Here is an 18,488-nt window from a genome sequence, read left to right on the forward strand (position 1 = left end):
CCGCGCACGTCAGCGCTCCACGTCAGGGCTCCACGTCAGCGCACCACTGCCTTCGCCACCGTCCAGGCCCGGCCCTGCTCGCTCAATGTGAATCCCAGCCCCGGGCGAGCGGACAGGTGCATCCGGCCATCCCGCGTCTCGAGGTGCTCGTCGAACAATGGGTCCAACCAGTCGAAGTGCTCCACCCATGTCTGCAGTGGGTACACCGCTGCGAGGTGCAGATGAATCTCCATCGCAAAGTGCGGGGCGAGCTGCACGTTGTGATGTTCGGCCAGCCCGGCCAATTTCAGGAACTGGGTGATGCCGCCGATGCGGGGTGCGTCGGGCTGCAGGATGTCGACCGCGCCGGCCTCGAGGAGACGGACATGCTCGCCGACGCTGGCCAGCATCTCCCCCGTCGCGATGGAGGTGTCGAAATTTCTCGCCAGCATCGCATGACCCTCGGCGTCGTAGGCATCGAGCGGTTCTTCGATCCAGACGAGGTCGAACTGCTCGAGGATGCGGCACATGCGGTTCGCCGTCGGACGATCCCACTGTTGATTCGCGTCGACCATCAGCGGGACGTCGTCACCGAGGAACTCGCGTACCGCGGTGACGCGGGCGATGTCGGTGCGCCAATCAGGTTGGCCCACCTTCAGTTTGATACCGCCGATTCCGTTCGCGAGCGACCGGGCCGCGTTGTCCATGACCTCCTCGATCGGAGTATGCAGAAATCCACCGGAGGTGTTGTACGTCTGCACCGAATCGCGGGACGCGCCGATCAGCTTCGCCAGCGGTAACCCGGCACGCTTGGCTTTGAGATCCCACAGGGCAATATCGATCGCAGCGATGGCCTGTGTCGCAACGCCACTGCGGCCGACCGACGCTCCGGCCCACACCAACTTGGTCCAGACCTTGCCGATATCGTTCGGGTCCTCACCGATGAGCACCGGCGCGATCTCCTGGGCGTGCGCGAACTGGGCAGGCCCACCCGCCCGCTTCGAATAGCTGAAACCGATTCCCTCATGGCCCTGTTCGGTACGGATCTCGACGAACAGAAACACCACCTCGGTCATCGCCTTCTGTCGACCGGTGAGAACCTTGGCGTCGCTGATCGGATTGCGCAGCGGCAGCACGATCGAGGACAGCGTCACCTCGGAGATGCTGTCGACGGACGCGTCACCGGATGCGAGGGCCCGAATCGCCGCATCGGGCGCGGTGAGTCCGCTCGAGGGCTTGTCGATGTACGTTGTCATGTCACATCTCCTGTGTTTGCGAAGGGTGTTGCCTCACAGCCTAATTCAGGTTCCGATACGCGTCCAACACAATTCAGCGGGCCATCGATACGGCAAGTGCATTGATGTTCGACGCGATGTCGGCGACCCGGCCGACGAACGTGTGATGCGTGACGCCCGACGAGTGCGGCGTCATCAGCACGTTCTCCAGCTCGCGGAACGGCAGGGAACTGGGCTCACCACGCCCGTCCGGCCCCGGGTAGCTGTACCAGACATCGATGGCGGCCGCGGCAATCTCGTTGCGAGACAGAGCGTCGAACAGTGGTCGTTCCTGAATCAGCGGGCCTCGACCGACGTTGACGACGACCCCTCCGCTTCCCAGCCTGCGCAGTTCCTCGGCACCGATCATGCCGCGGGTGTGCTCGTTCAGTGGTGCGGAAACCACGAGTACATCGGCGAACTCGGCAAGCTTTCCCAAATCCTGTGCATCCGACACCCATTCGAGACCCTCGTCCGAAGCCCGACCGCTTCCGGTGACGGCAGCACCGGTTGCCCCGTATGCCCGAAACAGCTGCCAGGTCTGCCGGCCGATGTGCCCGAACCCGACGAACCCGATCCGCGCACCGCTGAGCGACAACGGCTGCGGGATGGTCGGGTCGTACACGGACGTGGCAAACAACCCCGAGCGGAGGGCACGGTCCTGCTCCAGGAACTTTCGTCGCAACATCACCGTTGCCGCGACGACGTATTCGGCAATCGACTGCTCGTGGTGAAAGGTGTTGCACACCTGCACATCGGGCCGCATTCCGGATCGATCCACGTTGTCGGTACCGGCGCCGGCAACGTGAACCATCCGCAGCCTTGGGGCAGCCGCCCCCATGGCCGCGCTGAACTTGCCGCCGACATAGACGTCGGCGTCGTGGAGATGGGCGATCACGTCCTGCTCGTCGAACGGAACGCTCCACACCACCTCGGCGTTCGCCGGTAGACCCGCCTCGAACTGCTCGCGATGCGGCACGACGTTGCGGTCACCGACGACGATCTTCATCGACGCACCAGAACTCGACGCACCAGAACTCATCGAACGAGGGCCGGGCGCTTGCTGTCGAACGTCCAGCCCTCGATCAGGTACTGCATGCCGATGGCGTCGTCTCGGGCCCCCAGTCCTTCCTTCTGGTACAGCTCGTGCGCCGCATCGATCTGCTCGAAGTCGAGTTCGACACCCAGACCCGGCTTGTCGGGCACCGTGAGGTAGCCATCCTCGATCGTGAACGGCTCCTTGGTCACTCGCTGCCCGTCCTGCCAGATCCAGTGGGTGTCGATGGCGGTGATGTTCCCGGGAGCTGCAGCAGCGACGTGCGTGAACATCGCCAGGGAGACGTCGAAGTGATTGTTGGAGTGCGATCCCCACGTCAGGCCCCACGCGTCGCAGAGCTGCGCGACACGCACCGACCCGGCCATCGTCCAGAAGTGCGGATCGGCCAGCGGGATGTCCACGGCACCGGACCGGACGGTGTGGCCCATCTCGCGCCAGTCCGTCGCGATCATGTTGGTCGCGGTCTGTAACCCGGTGGCCCGCTTGAACTCCGTCATCACCTCGCGGCCCGAGAAACCGCCCTCGGGGCCGACGGGATCCTCGGCGTACGCCAGCACGTCACGCAGCCCTCGGCAGGTCTCGATCGCATCCTTCAGCAACCAGCCGCCGTTGGGATCCAACGTGATTCGCGCCTCGGGAAAGCACTCGGCCAGAGCACGAACAGCGGCGGCCTCCTCGGGTGCCGGCAGTGCACCACCCTTGAGCTTGAAATCCTGGAAGCCGTAGCGTGCCTGCGCAGCCTCGGCGAGGCGCACGATCGACTCCGGATCCATCGCCTCCTCGTGCCTGATCCGCAGCCAGTCGTCGGCTCCGGCCGCCTCGTCGGCGCTGCTCCGGTATGCGAGATCGGTCTTGTTGCGATCGGCGACGAAGAACAGGTAGCCCAACGCCTGCACCTTCTCGCGCTGCTGCCCCTCGCCCAACAACGCCGCGACGCTGACGCCGAGATGCTGACCGAGCAGATCCAACAATGCCGATTCCACTGCGGTCACCGCATGAATGGCGATCCGCAGATCGAACGTCTGCGCGCCGCGGCCACCGGCATCACGATCTGCGAACGCGCGACGCATGGCGGCCAGCACCGCGTTGTACCGGCCGATGTTCTGCCCCTCGACCAGCACGCGCGCGTCTTCGAGCGTCTGCCGAATCGGCTCCCCGCCCGGCACTTCGCCGACGCCGGTGCGCCCGTCCGAGTCGGTGAGCACCACCAGATTGCGGGTGAAATACGGCGCGTGCGCGCCGCTGAGGTTCAGCAACATGTCGTCGTGACCGGCAATGGGAATGACACGCATTTCGGTGACGACGGGGGTGCTGGTGTGGACGACCATGCCCGACCTTTCTCGCATACCTCTGGTGACTCGGCTCACAGACGACAGTATGGCCAGCTATCGATTCCCGTCCAACACCATCTGCGCATCGACTGATGCAGTCGAGGTATCGAGGATCGGCATCCACGCTCGAGTAGACGGTCAGCCAGGCGATACCGAGACTGCATCAAACACAACATTTTTAGACTTGGACATGTATCGATCCGGCTCCTACGGTGGTGAGTTATGAGCCAGGTCACGGCCTCGGCGTCACTGCACGTACCGCACCACTGCCTTAGGAGTCACCCCATGACAGCGTCGACGACACAGTCCACCGACCTCACCGGTCGGATGATCATCGCCGGCGTTCCGGTTTTCGGTGCCGGGACGCAGATTCACGGAATCGATCCCGGTACCGGAGAGAATCTCGAACCCGCCTACGGCCACGGCGACGACTCGGATGTCGAGCGCGCCTGTGCCGCAGCGGCCGACGCCTTCGCCGACTACCGCGCTACCTCGTCGGACACTCGCGCACGGTTTCTCGAGACCATCGCCGACAACATCGCGGCCCTGGGCGACACGCTCATCGAGCGGACGGTCGCCGAGTCCGGTCTGCCGCTGGCACGCATCACCGGCGAGGTCGGCCGCACCACCGGTCAACTCCGTCTGTTCGCTTCGGTTCTGCGCGAGGGCAGTTGGAACGGAGCCCGCATAGACCCCGCCCAGCCCGAGCGCAGCCCGCTGCCGCGTGCAGACATCCGTCAGCGTCAGATCCCCCTCGGGCCGGTTGCTGTGTTCGGTGCCAGCAACTTCCCCCTCGCCTTCTCCGTCGCCGGTGGCGACACCGCCTCTGCCCTCGCGGCCGGATGCCCCGTAGTGGTCAAAGCACACGACGCCCATCCAGGAACGTCCGAGCTGGTCGCCCGCGCCATCACCGACGCGGTTATCTCCACCGGAATGCCCTCCGGCACATTCTCGTTGCTCTTCGGCTCCGGCCGCGGACTCGGCACCGCTCTGGTGACCGACCCTCGCATCAAGGCCGTCGGATTCACCGGATCGCGTTCGGGTGGAACAGCTCTCGTTGCTGCTGCGGCGGGTCGTCGTGAGCCCATCCCGGTGTACGCCGAGATGAGTTCCATCAATCCGGTGTTCGTCATGGACGGTGCACTCGCCACCCGTGGAGCCGAATTGGGCCGCGCGTTCGTCGCATCGCTGACGATGGGCTCGGGCCAGTTCTGCACCAATCCCGGTCTGGTCATCGCCGTCGACGGCCCGGGCTTGCAGTCGTTCATCGACGCCGCTGCCGCCGCAGTGCAAGAATCCGCTCCCTCGACGATGCTGACGCCGAACATCGCCTCGAGCTACGCCGAGGGTGTGCGAACACTGTCCGACGCGGTGACGGTGGTAGCGCGGGGATCCGACACCGACGCCCCGAATGCCTGCCGCGCAGCGCTGTTCGACACCGATGCGGCCACGTTCCTCACCTCGGAGGCAGCGCAGGCCGAGGTGTTCGGCGCGTCGAGCCTCGTCGTGCGCTGTGCAGATGCCCAGCAGGTTCGGCGGGTGGCGGCACAACTCGAAGGTCAGCTCACCGCCACCATTCATGCCGACGAATCCGATCATTCCGAGGCCGGAAAGCTGCTCTCGGTGCTCGAACTCAAGGCCGGCCGGATCCTGTTCGACGGATGGCCCACCGGAGTCGAGGTCGGCCATGCCATGGTGCACGGCGGGCCGTTCCCCGCGACCTCGGACTCCCGCACCACGTCGGTCGGATCGCTCGCGATCGAACGCTTCCTGCGCCCGGTCGCGTACCAGGACGTACCGAAATCGTTGTTGCCCAACGCCATCGCAGACGGAAATCCGGACGGCATCTTCCGCCGCATCGACGGCCAGCTCACCCAAGACTGACACACCCAACCTAGTTCTCGAGGAGACCCCCATGCTCGACGGAGTTCTGTTCTTCCCCGTCACCCCGTTCACCGCATCCGGTGAGGTCGATTACGACCTCCTGGCCGCTCACATCACGAAGGGTGTCGACGCGGGACCCGGTGGAGTGTTCATTGCCTGCGGCACCGGCGAATTCCACGCCCTCGAACTCGAGGAGTTCGGCAAGATCGTCCGTACCGCAGTCGACAGCGTCGCAGGCCGCGTTCCTGTCTACGCCGGTGCAGGCGGATCCGTCGCGCAGGCAAAGGCATTCGCACACGCGGCGAAGGCCAACGGAGCCGACGGCATCCTGTTGCTGCCGCCGTACCTGGTGACGATGCCGCAAGCCGGTCTCGTGAATTACACCAAGGCCGTTGCCGCCGCATCGGATCTGCCGCTGATCGTCTACAACCGCGGCAACGCTCGCTTCACCGAGGAGTCCGCCGTCGAGGTTGCGCAGCTTCCCACCGTCGTCGGATTCAAAGATGGCACCGGCGATCTCGATCAGGTCGGCCGCATCGTCCGCGCGGTACTGGACGCTCTGGAGCCGTCGGGCAAGCCCTTCCAGTTCTTCAACGGACTACCCACCGCCGAGGTCTCCCAGCAGGCGTACCGAGCGATCGGTGTCACGCTGTATTCCTCCGCGACATTCGCGTTCGCACCCGAACTGGCACTGGCGTTCTACCGCTCTCTCGACAGCGGAAACGAAAAGCTCACTGCCGCACTGCTCCGCGAGTTCTTCCACCCGCTCGTGCGCTTGCGCGACAAGGTTCCCGGCTACGCCGTCTCTCTCATCAAGGCCGGCGTGACGATGGAGGGCATCGAAGCAGGGCCGGTTCGCCCACCCCTGGTGGACATCAGCGCACCGCACCTCGAGGAACTCACCGCAATCGTTGCCGCCGGCCGGGCCGTGTTGGCAGACGAGCTCGCGGTGCACTGATGCAAGAACCGGTACTGATCACCGGGGCTCGAATCACACCGATCGCCTTCGTCGATCCTCCGTTGCTCAACACCGTCGGCGTGCATCAGCCGTATGCGCTCCGCGCGATCATTCAGCTGGACACCGACGCCGGTGTCGTCGGACTCGGTGAAACGTACGCCGACACTGCTCATCTGGCTCGACTGGAAGCGGCCTCCACCGCCATCTTCGGTCTGGACGTGTTCGCGCTCAACGAGATCCGAGATGCCATCGATGCCGTCCTGGGAACCCTGTCGATCACAGGCGGCGACGGCGTCGCAGGCATGATCACCACAGCCAGCACCACCGATCGGGTGTTCTCCCCCTTCGAGATCGCGTGCCTGGACGTGCAGGGCAAGGTCCTGGGTCGACCGGTGTCCGACCTGCTCGGCGGCAAGGTTCGGGACTCCGTTCCGTTCAGTGCGTATCTGTTCTACAAGTGGGCAGCTCATCCCGGCCAGGAGCCCGACGAATGGGGCGAGGCGATCGATCCGGACGGATTGGTTCGTCAGGCCCGAAAGATGATCGACGAGTACGGCTTCGGGGCAATCAAGGTCAAGGGCGGCGTCTTTCCGCCCGACGAGGAGATCGCCGGAATCAAGGCGCTCCGGCAGGCGTTCCCGGAGCTGCCGTTGCGGTTGGATCCCAACGCCGCCTGGACTGTCGACACATCCATCCGGGTAGCCGCCGAGCTCGACGGCATCGTCGAATATCTCGAAGATCCCACACCCGGGCTCGACGGGATGGCCGAGGTTGCGCGCGAAGCCAAGATGCCGCTGGCGACGAACATGTGTGTCGTTGCCTTCGATCACCTGAAGCCTGCCGTGGTGAAGGACTCGGTGCAGGTGGTGTTGTCCGACCACCATTACTGGGGCGGACTCCAGCGATCGAGGTTGCTCGCCGGAATCTGCGAGACGTTCGAGATGGGACTGTCGATGCACTCGAACAGCCACCTCGGAATCAGTCTGGCCGCCATGGTTCATCTCGCAGCGGCGACACCGAACTTGACCTATGCCTGCGACACGCATTGGCCCTGGAAGAACGAGGATGTCGTCGTGCCGGGGGTGTTGAACTTCGTCGACGGCGCAGTGGCCGTTCCCACCGGACCCGGTCTGGGCATCGAGATCGACGAGGACGCGCTCGCGGCACTGCATCAGCAGTACCTGGACTGCGGAATTCGTGACCGCGACGACACCGGATACATGCAGAGCATCGATCCGCGCTTCGAGAACACCTGCCCGCGTTGGTGATCGGACTCTACGTCTGCAGCGGCGCGACGATATTGGCGAGCATGGTCGCGATCGTGGCGACGACGATGCGTCGTTCTGCGGCGTAGCCGCTCTGGTACCAGGTCATGGCGGTGTGGCTGATTGCGCCGATGGCAGCGGTGGCGAGCAGGTCCACGTCGAGCTCCGGGCCCGACGGCACCTCGCCGGCGAACGTGCGGAGGTAGCCGAGCAGCAGGGTGCCGAATTGCTGCATCACCGTCAGATACGTCTGCTCCACGCGAGGGCTGACGCCGAGCACCTCCATCCACACCACGCGGGCCAGGTGCGGGTCCTCGACGACCCGGAAGAACGGGTCGAGCAACTGCTCGGTGACAGCCCTCAGATCACCGTCCCGATTCACCTGCACAATTGCGTCGGACACCGAATCGGTCAGGCGTGCAATGCATTCGGCATAGACGGCGAGCAGAAGATCCTCGGTCTTGTCGAAATACTGATAGAAGTGGCGATCGGCGATCTTGGCCTCACGGCACAGTCCACGGACGGTCGCGGCGCGGTACCCGACGCTGCCGAACACCCGCAGTCCCGCATCCAGCAGCTGCCGCCGCCTGCGGTCGTCGCGGTCGGCCGCGCTCTCACCGCCGTAGGCGCGGCCGGCCGCTTCGGACACGGTGCTCATGACCGCCGGGCATCCAGTTCGGCAGTCAGACGGATCAATTCGGCATCCCGCTCCATCGCGGCGTCCATGATCGGGTTGACGATGCCGCGCAATATCGAGATCGGGATCCAGCGACCGGGAACGGCGATGCGCGCGGCTCGGCGTCCGATGCCTCGTACGGCCACGCGGGCAAGCTTGTCCGGTGTGATCGGGCGGAGCAGTGGCGAGGGAAAGGCGCGGGCAGTCATCGCCGTAGCGACGGTGTCGCCGCCGAACGCAACGTCGGCGATCGGCGTCGCCACCCACCCCGGATACAGCACTCCCGCTGTCGCTTTCGTGCCCGCGAGTTCCGCACGCAGAGCACGACCGAGTTGTTCCACCGCCGCCTTCGAGGCCGCGTACGGTGCGTTCGCCAGACCGTTGAGGTAGGCGTACGTCGAGGAGGTGAGCAGCACGTAGCCCCCGGACTCGACGATGTGCGGCAGCGCCGCTCGCACCGTGTTCCACACACCGACGAGATTGACCCCGATGACTGTCTCGAACACACCGTCGTCGACGGAACGGATCGTCGATGCCTGTGCACCGCTGGAGATTCCCGCATTCGCCATCACGATGTCGAGCGTGCCGAACGTCTGGATCGCGGTGGCGACCGCCGCGTCGAGTTGCTCTCGCACGGTGACGTCGGCATGGGCGATCGCTACGCGCTGGTTGCCCAGCTTTGCAGCAACCGATTCGAGATCGGTCGACTCCATGTCGACCAGAACGATCGAGGCACCGCGCCGATGCAGTGCTGCCGCCACAGCAGAGCCGATACCGCCTGCCGCCCCGGTGATCAGCGCTACCTGGCCCGAATGATTCTTCATGCCGATACCTCGTCCTTCGTCGTCACGTCGGTGGACGACCGATGGATGTGATGGGCTTCCGGCCGAAAACGCTTGGCCCACCGTCGGAACGTGAAGCTGAAGCCGGGGAACATGGCGACGACATGCCCGGATTTCGACTGGTACCAGCTGTGGCAGCCGCCGTCCTTCCAGACGGTGCCGTCCATCTCGCGGTGAATCGTGTCGGTGTACTCCTGCTCGGCGGCGGCAGTGACCTCGATGGCGGTTGCACCCGCGTGCTGAACTGCGTCGACGGCTCGCACAATGTACTCCATCTGCGCCTCGATGAGGAAGATGGCGGAGGTGTGCCCGATTCCGGTGTTCGGTCCGGTGACCACGAACAGGTTGGGGAAACCGGGAATCGTGGTGCCGAGGTAAGCGCGGGGGTAGGGATCCCAGACCTCGGACAGCGCCCGGCCGTCCCGCCCGATCACCGGATACGAGATGACCCCGTCGGTGGCGTCGTATCCGGTCGACCACACCAGCAGGTCGACGTCGACGTGTTCCCCCGAGGTGGTCACGATCCCGGTTTCGGTGATCTCGGCGATGCCGTCGTTCTTGTCGTGCAGGGTCACGTTCGCTTCTCCCAGTGCGGGATACAGCGTGTTGGACAGCAGCACGCGCTTGCACCCGATGGTGTAGTCGGGGGTGACTTTCGCCCGAAGCTGGGAGTCCGGAACCTGAGACTCGGTGTGCTTCAGGGCAGTCCGCTGGGCCACGGCTTTCAGCATCCGCCGCGAGTACTTGAACCCGATGATGCGGGTCTCGAGACTCCAGTAGATGCCGGCTCGCACCAGCCGTCGAATGGGCTCGAATCGCAGCAACTTTCGTTGCAGCGGCGTGAATTCGCGATCGTGACGCGGCATCACCCAGTGTGGTGTGCGCTGGAAGACGTGCAACGCCTCGACGTCGGGCTGGATCGCGGGGATCACCTGTGCGGCGCTGGCACCGCTACCGACGATGGCTACCCGTTTTCCGGCGTGATCGTAGGAAGTGTCCCAGTCGTTGGTGTGGAACTGCTTGCCGCGGAACTTCTCTCGGCCTGAGAACGGGGGGATCACCGGGGTGCTGAGCGGCCCGGATGCATTGACGACGAACTTCGCTGCGTAATCACCGTGCGACGTGGTGATCAGCCAGTGATCGCCGACCCATTGGATCTTCTGAACGTCGGTGTCGGCATGTGTGCGTTGCGGCAGCCCGTTGGACTCGAGCACGTGCTGGGTGTAGCGCTCGAGTTCCTCCCGCTCGGCGAACATGCGCGACCACTCGAACGGCTCGGAGGCAATGGAGTACAGGGGACTCTGCACGTCGACTGCCGCGCCCGGGTAGCGATTCTGCTTCCAGGTTCCACCGAGAAAGGGCCTTCGCTCGAGAATGACGAGGTCGTCGATACCGCGGTCGAGCAGGGCTTTGGCGGCGCATTGACCTCCGAAGCCGCTACCGATGATCACCACGGTGTGAATACGCATATCGACGAACCCCTCCAGCACAAGACGCAATCCGATGTTGCGCGTCATCACTTTAAAGTGATGACGTGTGATTCCGCAATGGCGGTTCCCTTGTTGTTCACCGTCGTCGGGCACTATCGGCGTCGAACCGTCGAACGAAAGGTGCGTGAGATGTCTCCTGAGGTGTCCTTACCGGCAAACGCGTCGCGGCTGCGTCGCATCGCCAGAATTGCCGTGATCTCAGCGGTCGTACCGCTGGTCCTGTTACCGACGGCGGCGACGAGCGCGGCCGAGACGCCTGCCGAGAATCTGCAATCTCTGACCGACGTTCTTGCAGACCGTCTGGCCACCGCAGACAGCGTGGCCGCGGTGAAGTGGAAGACAGGCGGCCCCGTCAGCGATCCCGAGCGCGAGGCCCAGGTGATCGATGCGGCGCAGAACGCTGCCATCGGGCTCGGACTTGCACCAGAACGCGCAGGGACTGTGGTTCGCGACCAGATCGAGGTGGGCAAGGCGATCCAATCGCTCCGCCTGGCCCAGTGGCACGCCGATCCGGCCGGCGCTCCCGATGCGCCCGCGGACCTCGCGCCGATCCGGGAACGCATCACCGCACTCACTTCTGCGGTGGTCACCCAGCTTGCCTCGAACGCGCAAGCCCTTCGATCACCGACGTGCTACACGGACCTCGTCCAAGCGGTCGTTGCCACGAACACCGCCCACGACAGGGACATCGTGCACGCTGCAGCCTTGGTTGCTGCATCGCGTTCACTCTGCACCCCCTGACGACACGAGCGCCGGCCGCGAGATCGACGTGGACGACGAGCTGTCCCATGGCTCGAGGACGGCCATGACACGGTCGGCATTCCACCCTCGACGGCGAGCAATGCGTGGATCTTCGGACCGGGGTCGAAGCCAGGTCGGGCGGCCCCCGTAGCGTAAGAGGCATGTCGAGATCACCACGGAACCGCAGATCCCCCGCCGCACCTCGAAAGCGATCCTCCTCAGCGCTGTCGGCAGGGCACCTTCGCGTGATCGCGACGGGCGGTCTCGGCGAGATCGGCCGGAACATGACCGTCTTCGAATTCGACGGAAAGCTGCTCATCGTCGACTGCGGCGTGCTGTTTCCCGAGGAGCATCAGCCCGGCGTCGACGTCATCCTCCCCGACTGGAGTTGCATCCGGGATCGCCTCGACGACGTCGTTGCCATCGTTCTGACGCACGGGCACGAGGACCACATCGGCGGCGTCCCGTATCTGCTGCGCGAGCGTGGCGACATTCCCGTCATCTCGTCGCGGCTGACGCTGCATTTCCTGGCTGCCAAGTTCGAGGAGTTCAAGGTCTCGACGACGCTGATCGAGGTCGAGGCGGGGCAAACCCGACAGGAAGGCCCGTTCGAACTCGAGTTCATTGCCGTCAACCACTCGATTCCCGACGGTCTGGCCATCGCCATTCGTACCGACGCCGGGCTGGTGCTGCACACCGGTGACTTCAAGATGGACCAGTTCCCGCTGGACGGTCGGATCACCGACCTCCGGAGCTTCGCACGCCTCGGCGAAGAAGGGCTCGATCTCCTCCTCGTCGACTCCACCAACGCCGAAGTGCCCGGGTTCATGGTCTCCGAACGCGACCTGGTCCCGGCCATCGAGAAGGTGTTCCGCGAAACGACGGGACGCGTGATCGTCTCGAGCTTCGCCAGTCACGTGCACCGCATTCAACAGGTACTCGACGCCGCACACGCACAGGGCCGCAAGGTTGCGTTCGTCGGCCGATCGATGGTGCGCAACATGAAGATTGCGACCGACCTGAGCTACCTCGACGTTCCCGACGGCCTCGTCGTGGACCTCCCGAAGCTCAACCGGCTCCCGGCCAACAAGATCACGCTGATCTGCACCGGCTCGCAGGGCGAGCCCCTCGCGGCGCTGTCGCGGATGGCGTCGGGTGAGCACCAGATCAAGGTCGGCGACGGCGACACCGTGCTGATGGCGAGCAGCTTGATCCCCGGCAACGAGAACGCGATCTACCGCGTCATCAACGGCCTGGTCGACAAGGGTGCGCGCGTGGTGCACAAGGGAAATGCGAAGGTGCACGTCTCCGGTCACGCCAGCGCCGGCGAGCTCGTCTACTGCTACAACATCCTCGAACCCGCCAATGTGCTTCCCGTACACGGTGAGTCGCGGCACCTGCGTGCCAATGCCGATCTCGCAATCAGGACCGGTGTTCCTCGCGATCGCGTGCTCATCGCCGAGAACGGAAGCGTCATCGACCTGTACGACGGCGTCGCGCAGATCACCGGCTCCGTCCCCATCGAGCTGATCTACGTCGACGGCAGTGCCGTCGGTGGCGTGACGGAGGATTCACTGGCCGAGCGTCGCCTCCTCGCGAACGAGGGCGTGCTGACCGTCATCGCCATCGTCGATCCCGACACCGGGCTGCTGGTCGACGACGTCGACTTCATCGGACGCGGATTCGCCCACGAGGCAAACGCTTTCGACTCGTTGGCCAAGGCGATCGGCAAGACCCTCACACGCGAGAGCGACGTCAAGGTTGCGTCCCGCGAGAACATCGAGAAGCGCATCGTGCAGGAATCGGCCCGCTGGGCCAAGCAGACCCTGGGCCGCCAGCCCCTCATCGTCCCGGTGGTCGTGGACGGCTAGAACTGGGCGGTCAGATTTGGGCCGCTGCGCCGCGAGTCGACAGCACCTCGGTCAGCTCCTCGGCGTAGGCGAGCTGCCGCCGCAACGTGCGGCAGCTTTCCTCGGCCTTGGTGTGGCAATCACGAACGAAGGCCGCGGCCGACGACCTCGCGTCGTCGGTCGCGTTCTCGTCGCCGAGAACGTCGAGGGATTCCAGTAGCTGTTTCATTTCGGCCAACGTGAAGTCGAGTGGCTTCATCCGGCGAATCACGAGCAGTCGTTCGACGTCGGACTCGGTGTAGAGCCGAAAGCCGCCGACGGTCCGAGCAGAGGGCGTGACCAGACCGACATCGTCGTAGTGACGAACCGTGCGAATCGACAGCTCGGTTCGCTGAGCTACCTGCCCGATCTGCATGTGTACGCCGTCGTCTGTCATGTGCCGCCTCTCTTCGCCCGACCAACCACCCTAGTCAGTGCTCGGCACCCAGGTTCCCACTGAGACGATCGTGCCGCTCGGTCGACGGCGCGTTCAGGCCCACGATCTCCACCGTCTTGCCCTTGGCGGCGTACTTGGTGGTGATGGCGTCGAGGGTCGCAACGGTCGACGCGTCCCAGATGTGCGACTCGGACATATCGATGACGACGTTCTTCGGATCTCCGACGTAGTCGAACTGGTAGATCAGATCGTTACTCGACGCGAAGAACAACTCGCCCTTGACGGCGTAGACGCGGGTGTCGTCGTCGGGATGTGCGACGTCGACGACCTCGGTCAGATGGGCAACCCTGCGAGCGAACAGCACCATCGCGGTGATCACTCCGACGACGACGCCGTACGCGAGGTTGTGGGTGACCACGGTGACAGCCACGGTGGCCACCATGACGAGAGTTTCGCTCTTGGGCATGCGCCGCAACGTCTTCGGGTGAATGCTGTGCCAGTCGAAGGTGCCGACCGACACCATGATCATCACGGCGACCAATGCGGCCATCGGAATGAGTGCGACGATGTCGCCGAGACCGACCACCAGGATCAGCAGGAAGGTGCCGGCGAGGAACGTGGAGATACGGGTGCGGGCACCGGAGACCTTCACGTTGATCATGGTCTGGCCGATCATCGCGCAGCCGCCCATACCGCCGGTGAGTCCGGTGACCAGATTCGCCACGCCCTGACCCCAGCCCTCACGAGTCTTGTTGGAGTGCGAGTCGGTGATGTCGTCGACGAGCTTGGCCGTCATCAGTGATTCGAGCAGACCGACCAGGGCAATGGCCAGAGCGAACGGCGCGATGATCGACAGGGTGTCGAACGTGAACGGCACGTCCGGGATCAGGAACGACGGCAGCGAGGACGGCAGCTCGCCCTCGTCGCCCACGTCCGGGACGGCCAGCGCGAAGACGAGCGTGACGGCGGTGAGGATCACGATGGCGATCAGAGGTGCCGGCACGACAGTGGTGAGCTTCGGCAGGAAGAACATGATGAGCAGTCCGACGGCGACCATCGGGTAGACCAACCACGGCACCCCGATCAGGTACGGCACCTGTGAGGTGAAGATCAGGATCGCCAGCGCATTGACGAATCCGACCATGACACTGCGCGGGATGAATCGCATCAACTTGGCGACACCGAGGACGCTCAACACGATCTGCAGCACTCCGCCGAGGATGACCGCGGCAATGAGGTAGTCGAGGCCGTACTCGCGAGCCAAGGGGGCGACCACCAGGGCGATCGCTCCGGTGGCCGCGGAGATCATCGCCGGTCGACCCCCGACGATGGAGATGGTGACGGCCATCGTGAACGACGCGAACAGGCCGACGCGCGGATCGACACCGGCGATGATCGAGAACGAAATGGCTTCCGGGATCAACGCCAGCGCCACCACCAGTCCGGCAAGAACCTCGGTCTTCAGTCGCCTCGGTGAGCGCAACGCACCCAGCACCGAGACGTCTTCGACGGCGGTGCCGGGCACCTGGGCAGCTCGAGACACGACGACTCCGTTCGATGGTTACGAGGGACGACAACCGGGATGGGCGTCCACTCCGCGAGCAACTCTACTCTTACCGGAGGGAAGGTTACCAATCATCGAAGCGCGGACGACGTGCGCTAGATTTATACGAAAAGGCACGCCGGAACTCCCAGCGCGATGCAAGGAATGAATCGATGTTCTCGCTCAACAGGCTGTCCTGCTTCATCGCCGTCGCCGAGGAATTGCACTTCGGCCGCGCCGCCGAACGTCTGCACATGACGCAGCCGCCGCTCAGCAGGCAGATCCAACAACTCGAGAGCGAAGTCGGCGTGCAGCTGATCGACCGCACGAGCCGGTCGGTGACCCTGACGGCCGCGGGATTGGCCTTCCTACCCGAGGCCCGACGCATCCTCGACCTCGCCGAGGGCGCACTGCTGACGGTGCGACGCGTTCCCACCGGAGACCTGGGGACCGTAATCGTGGGATTCACCGGGGCATCGGCGCATGCGGTGCTCCCGCAGCTGCTCGACGCCGCGCGCGTGAAGCTACCGGACGTGAAACTCGTTCTACGCGAGATGGTCTCGGCGGTACAGATGGAGTCCTTGGCCATCGGCGATCTGGATCTCGGGTTGGCCAGACCCCCGCTCAAGCGACCGGGCATCGCGTCCCGGCCCGTACTGCACGAATCGTTGATAGCGGCGATGCCCGAAGAACACCCGCTGGCCGCGAAGGACGAGCTGTCGGTAGAGGACTTCGACGAGCAGCCGATCATCATGTACTCGCCCGTCGACGCGCGGTACTTCCACGAACTGCTGATCAGCACCTTCACCATCGTCGGGGTCTCGCCGCGCTACGTGCAGTACGTGACCCAGGTGCACACGATGCTGGTGCTCGTTCGCTCGGGAATCGGACTGGCGCTGGTACCCGAGTCGGCGTCGACCATGCGGCCGGAAGGCGTTGTGTTCCGGCCGGTTCGGACCGTAAAGGAACGCCCCGTCGAACTCGACGCTGCCTGGCGCGTCGACAACGACAACCCGGCACTGCACCGCTTCATGACCGACGTGCTGCCGACGCGTGAGTGGTCGTGATTTTTTCCTGCTGATCGAGCCGTGGTTCGACAGTGCCCGAAGCCGGTCTCGGTCGAGTACTCGTGTGAATACGGCGCGCCTCGAAAGCCGACGAAGGCCCGCACCTGGTTGGGAGCGGGCCTTGTCGGGTTCGTGGGTGCTCAGTCTTTGGGCGGATTGGCGTCTTTGCCAGCGGCGACGTCGCGGAGCCATTGCGGGACCGGCTTGTTGTCGTACTCGCGGAGTTTGATGGACGTTCCTGCGGCTGCTGCGCGTACCTTCCGGCGCTGCTCGGGGGTCCAGGCCCGGCGCGGTTCGGTGGTGGTCATGGGCGCTCCTCGCGGTGTGTTGTAGCCCCATTGTCGCTGTTGCCGTCGGTTTCCGCTAGGTCGTTGCTGTCGAGGTCGATGTCGGCGATCGCTTGCAGTGTGTCGCGGTCGGTCTTAGCGATGAAGGGGGTCGCAGCGACGGTGCCGAATACTGTCCAGCCAGCAACCGAACTATCGCGGCGTCCCAACCGGCGGCTTGACGGCCGTCACCGGGCAATGCGCTTCGAGCAGTACGCGCTGAGAGATGCTGCCCATGAACAACTTTCCGACGGGCGATCGACGTCGGATGCCGATGACGACCAACTGAGCCTGCTCGTCGAACGACAGGTCGATCAGGTTGTCGGCGTGCGAGCGGCCGGCCTCGTTGTCGTGAATCTTCGTCGTGACACCGACCGCCGACGCCTCCTCGCGAGCCGATTCGACGGTGGCAGCGAAGTCGGCGTCTGCCGCGCTGTTGTCCTCGGCGACGATGAGCAGATTCGTTCCGCGCATCTGGGCCTCGCGAAATGCGAAGGGCAGCGCGCCTTTTCCTTCGGTGGTCGGCGAGTAGCCGACGACGACGGTCACTTTGTCACCGGCGTGACGAGGGAGCCGTCGGCCAGGAATCGATCGAGGTTCTCCAGTGTCAGTGCTTCCATGGCGGCGCGAGTCTCCACCGTTGCGCTGCCCACGTGCGGCAGCAGCACCACGTTGTCCATCGCCAGCAGGGCGTCGGGCACGTTCGGTTCGTGGGCGAACACGTCCAGGCCCGCACCGGCGAGCTGCCCGGAGGCGAGCAGTTCGATCAGCGCCTCCTCGTCGACGACGCTTCCGCGGGCCACGTTGATCAGATAGCCCTGCGGCCCCAGCGCGTCGAGCACCGCGCGATCGACCAGATGGGCCGTTCCCGAGCCACCCGACGCGGCGACGATCAGTACGTCGACGCCCTCGGCGAGCGCTACAGGACTGGCCGCGTACGCATACGGTGAACCGTCGATCTCGTTGCGGTTGTGGTACGAGATGGGGCAGCGGAATGCGGTGAGCCGGTCCGCAATTGCAGATCCGATCCGGCCGAGCCCGATGATCCCGACTCGTTTGCCGGTGACCTGACGGGTCAGCGGAGTGTTGCCCTCGGCCGGCCAGCGGCCGGCCCGTACGAATCGCTCCGCGGACGAGAGCCCACGCACGGTGTCGATCACCAGGCCGACAGCAAGATCCGCGACGCAGTCGGTGAGCACGTCCGGGGTGTTGCTGACCCCGATGCCACGCTCGGTGGCCGCGTCGACGTCGGTGGTGTCGTATCCGACTCCGAAGTTCACGACGGCTCCGAGCTGCGGCAACCGCTCCATCAGCGCTGCGTCGACGCCGGTTCGGCCGGAGGTGACGACGGCGGTGATCGACGGGCCGTGCTCGGCCAGGAACTGCTCACGCTCGTCCCCCTCGGGCAAGGTCAGCGCGTCGTAGTCGGCAACCAGAGTGTCCATCAGGGACGGCTTCAGCGGCCCGACTCGGAGCACGCGGCCCCCTTGGCGTGAATCCTGTTGCAACACAGACTTTTCCTGTTGACCGGTGGTCACCGTTGTCCTCCTCGCGATGTGGTGGAGCGTGCGCGTTTCCTGTACGGTATGCCGCTTCTCGGATACCTGTCCAACACGCAAATAACATGGACCGATACCCAAACGGCATGAACATGACCCCCAGCATGCAGGTATGCCTAACCCGCTTGGACGTTCGACCTGCTCAGAGGCGCTGAACTGCGAGCAGCCGCACTGATCCAGCACGATTATGACGTGGATAACGGGCCGAAA

General features: G+C 64.7%; 17 protein-coding genes. 6 read left to right on the forward strand and 11 right to left on the reverse strand.

Features of this window, described 5'->3' with window-relative positions:
- Window positions 1-35 precede the first annotated feature (35 nt).
- From AB0O58_RS03870 to AB0O58_RS03880, 3 genes are all read right to left on the reverse strand, one after another.
- Complete coding sequence (locus AB0O58_RS03870) at window positions 36-1,235, reverse strand: mandelate racemase/muconate lactonizing enzyme family protein (RefSeq protein ID WP_032374782.1); 1,200 nt, start codon at window positions 1,233-1,235, stop codon at window positions 36-38.
- A 73-nt stretch (window positions 1,236-1,308) separates the two neighbouring features.
- A complete protein-coding gene (locus AB0O58_RS03875; protein WP_032374781.1) occupies window positions 1,309-2,262 on the reverse strand; it encodes a 2-hydroxyacid dehydrogenase in 954 nt (317 codons plus the stop codon).
- Window positions 2,263-2,291: 29 nt separating this feature from the next.
- Window positions 2,292-3,638, reverse strand: a complete 1,347-nt coding sequence (locus tag AB0O58_RS03880) for an enolase C-terminal domain-like protein (RefSeq protein ID WP_366237914.1) — start codon at window positions 3,636-3,638, stop codon at window positions 2,292-2,294.
- 288 nt (window positions 3,639-3,926) lie between these two features.
- Here AB0O58_RS03880 and AB0O58_RS03885 point away from each other — a divergent pair, with 288 nt between their 5' ends.
- The 3 genes from AB0O58_RS03885 to AB0O58_RS03895 are packed head-to-tail and all read left to right on the forward strand — an operon-like array spanning window position 3,927 to window position 7,751.
- Window positions 3,927-5,525 carry an aldehyde dehydrogenase (NADP(+)) gene (locus tag AB0O58_RS03885; RefSeq protein ID WP_366237915.1) on the forward strand — a complete coding sequence of 533 codons (1,599 nt, stop codon included), beginning with the start codon at window positions 3,927-3,929 and terminating at the stop codon, window positions 5,523-5,525.
- Window positions 5,526-5,556: 31 nt separating this feature from the next.
- On the forward strand, window positions 5,557-6,483 hold the full coding sequence (locus AB0O58_RS03890) for a 5-dehydro-4-deoxyglucarate dehydratase (RefSeq protein ID WP_032374779.1): 927 nt from the start codon (window positions 5,557-5,559) through the stop codon (window positions 6,481-6,483).
- Window positions 6,480-7,751, forward strand: coding sequence for a glucarate dehydratase family protein (locus AB0O58_RS03895; RefSeq protein WP_206498517.1), 1,272 nt, complete (start codon window positions 6,480-6,482; stop codon window positions 7,749-7,751). Before AB0O58_RS03890 ends, AB0O58_RS03895 begins: the two co-directional genes overlap by 4 nt.
- 7 nt (window positions 7,752-7,758) lie before the next feature.
- On the opposite strand, the gene AB0O58_RS03900 is transcribed toward AB0O58_RS03895, so the two are convergent.
- From AB0O58_RS03900 to AB0O58_RS03910, 3 genes are read right to left on the reverse strand one after another with little or no spacing between them, the layout of a single operon-like run.
- The gene (locus tag AB0O58_RS03900; RefSeq protein ID WP_032374777.1) at window positions 7,759-8,406 is read right to left on the reverse strand and encodes a TetR/AcrR family transcriptional regulator; all 648 of its coding nucleotides are present in this window, start codon (window positions 8,404-8,406) and stop codon (window positions 7,759-7,761) included.
- Window positions 8,403-9,248 (reverse strand): SDR family NAD(P)-dependent oxidoreductase, encoded by an 846-nt coding sequence (locus AB0O58_RS03905; RefSeq protein ID WP_032374776.1) that lies wholly within the window; start codon window positions 9,246-9,248, stop codon window positions 8,403-8,405. Before AB0O58_RS03905 ends, AB0O58_RS03900 begins: the two co-directional genes overlap by 4 nt.
- Window positions 9,245-10,783, reverse strand: a complete 1,539-nt coding sequence (locus AB0O58_RS03910; protein ID WP_366237916.1) for an NAD(P)/FAD-dependent oxidoreductase — start codon at window positions 10,781-10,783, stop codon at window positions 9,245-9,247. Before AB0O58_RS03910 ends, AB0O58_RS03905 begins: the two co-directional genes overlap by 4 nt.
- 30 nt (window positions 10,784-10,813) lie before the next feature.
- Here AB0O58_RS03910 and aroQ point away from each other — a divergent pair, with 30 nt between their 5' ends.
- The gene (gene aroQ / locus AB0O58_RS03915; RefSeq protein WP_157889872.1) at window positions 10,814-11,497 is read left to right on the forward strand and encodes a gamma subclass chorismate mutase AroQ; all 684 of its coding nucleotides are present in this window, start codon (window positions 10,814-10,816) and stop codon (window positions 11,495-11,497) included.
- Window positions 11,498-11,658: 161 nt separating this feature from the next.
- On the forward strand, window positions 11,659-13,368 hold the full coding sequence (locus tag AB0O58_RS03920) for a ribonuclease J (protein WP_241258208.1): 1,710 nt from the start codon (window positions 11,659-11,661) through the stop codon (window positions 13,366-13,368).
- 10 nt (window positions 13,369-13,378) lie between these two features.
- Here AB0O58_RS03920 and AB0O58_RS03925 read toward each other — a convergent pair whose 3' ends face one another.
- Window positions 13,379-13,783 (reverse strand): MerR family transcriptional regulator, encoded by a 405-nt coding sequence (locus AB0O58_RS03925; RefSeq protein WP_032367131.1) that lies wholly within the window; start codon window positions 13,781-13,783, stop codon window positions 13,379-13,381.
- A 34-nt stretch (window positions 13,784-13,817) separates the two neighbouring features.
- Window positions 13,818-15,326 (reverse strand): SulP family inorganic anion transporter, encoded by a 1,509-nt coding sequence (locus AB0O58_RS03930; RefSeq protein WP_032374775.1) that lies wholly within the window; start codon window positions 15,324-15,326, stop codon window positions 13,818-13,820.
- Window positions 15,327-15,499: 173 nt separating this feature from the next.
- On the opposite strand from AB0O58_RS03930, the gene AB0O58_RS03935 reads away from it, so the two are divergent.
- The gene (locus AB0O58_RS03935) at window positions 15,500-16,393 is read left to right on the forward strand and encodes a LysR substrate-binding domain-containing protein (protein WP_366237917.1); all 894 of its coding nucleotides are present in this window, start codon (window positions 15,500-15,502) and stop codon (window positions 16,391-16,393) included.
- Between the two features lie 140 nt (window positions 16,394-16,533).
- Here AB0O58_RS03935 and AB0O58_RS03940 read toward each other — a convergent pair whose 3' ends face one another.
- The 3 genes from AB0O58_RS03940 to AB0O58_RS03950 form a co-directional block, all read right to left on the reverse strand.
- The gene (locus AB0O58_RS03940; protein ID WP_201010153.1) at window positions 16,534-16,701 is read right to left on the reverse strand and encodes a hypothetical protein; all 168 of its coding nucleotides are present in this window, start codon (window positions 16,699-16,701) and stop codon (window positions 16,534-16,536) included.
- A 171-nt stretch (window positions 16,702-16,872) separates the two neighbouring features.
- Complete coding sequence (locus tag AB0O58_RS03945; RefSeq protein WP_032374772.1) at window positions 16,873-17,268, reverse strand: universal stress protein; 396 nt, start codon at window positions 17,266-17,268, stop codon at window positions 16,873-16,875.
- Complete coding sequence (locus AB0O58_RS03950) at window positions 17,265-18,257, reverse strand: 2-hydroxyacid dehydrogenase (protein WP_231578191.1); 993 nt, start codon at window positions 18,255-18,257, stop codon at window positions 17,265-17,267. Before AB0O58_RS03950 ends, AB0O58_RS03945 begins: the two co-directional genes overlap by 4 nt.
- Window positions 18,258-18,488: the final 231 nt, after the last annotated feature.

Source organism: Rhodococcus sp. NPDC080181 (assembly GCF_040702225.1).
Lineage (GTDB): Bacteria > Actinomycetota > Actinomycetes > Mycobacteriales > Mycobacteriaceae > Rhodococcoides > Rhodococcoides fascians.

What these genes read in the sequence shown, in the direction of transcription:
- AB0O58_RS03870 (WP_032374782.1), bottom strand. Translation starts at nt 1,235, where the DNA reads ATGACAACGTACATCGACAAGCCCTCGAGCGGACTCACCGCGCCCGAT.
- AB0O58_RS03875 (WP_032374781.1), bottom strand. Translation starts at nt 2,262, where the DNA reads ATGAAGATCGTCGTCGGTGACCGCAACGTCGTGCCGCATCGCGAGCAG.
- AB0O58_RS03880 (WP_366237914.1), bottom strand. Translation starts at nt 3,638, where the DNA reads ATGGTCGTCCACACCAGCACCCCCGTCGTCACCGAAATGCGTGTCATT.
- AB0O58_RS03885 (WP_366237915.1), top strand. Translation starts at nt 3,927, where the DNA reads ATGACAGCGTCGACGACACAGTCCACCGACCTCACCGGTCGGATGATC.
- AB0O58_RS03890 (WP_032374779.1), top strand. Translation starts at nt 5,557, where the DNA reads ATGCTCGACGGAGTTCTGTTCTTCCCCGTCACCCCGTTCACCGCATCC.
- AB0O58_RS03900 (WP_032374777.1), bottom strand. Translation starts at nt 8,406, where the DNA reads ATGAGCACCGTGTCCGAAGCGGCCGGCCGCGCCTACGGCGGTGAGAGC.
- AB0O58_RS03905 (WP_032374776.1), bottom strand. Translation starts at nt 9,248, where the DNA reads ATGAAGAATCATTCGGGCCAGGTAGCGCTGATCACCGGGGCGGCAGGC.
- AB0O58_RS03910 (WP_366237916.1), bottom strand. Translation starts at nt 10,783, where the DNA reads ATGACGCGCAACATCGGATTGCGTCTTGTGCTGGAGGGGTTCGTCGAT.
- aroQ (WP_157889872.1), top strand. Translation starts at nt 10,814, where the DNA reads ATGGCGGTTCCCTTGTTGTTCACCGTCGTCGGGCACTATCGGCGTCGA.
- AB0O58_RS03920 (WP_241258208.1), top strand. Translation starts at nt 11,659, where the DNA reads ATGTCGAGATCACCACGGAACCGCAGATCCCCCGCCGCACCTCGAAAG.
- AB0O58_RS03925 (WP_032367131.1), bottom strand. Translation starts at nt 13,783, where the DNA reads ATGACAGACGACGGCGTACACATGCAGATCGGGCAGGTAGCTCAGCGA.
- AB0O58_RS03935 (WP_366237917.1), top strand. Translation starts at nt 15,500, where the DNA reads ATGTTCTCGCTCAACAGGCTGTCCTGCTTCATCGCCGTCGCCGAGGAA.
- AB0O58_RS03940 (WP_201010153.1), bottom strand. Translation starts at nt 16,701, where the DNA reads ATGACCACCACCGAACCGCGCCGGGCCTGGACCCCCGAGCAGCGCCGG.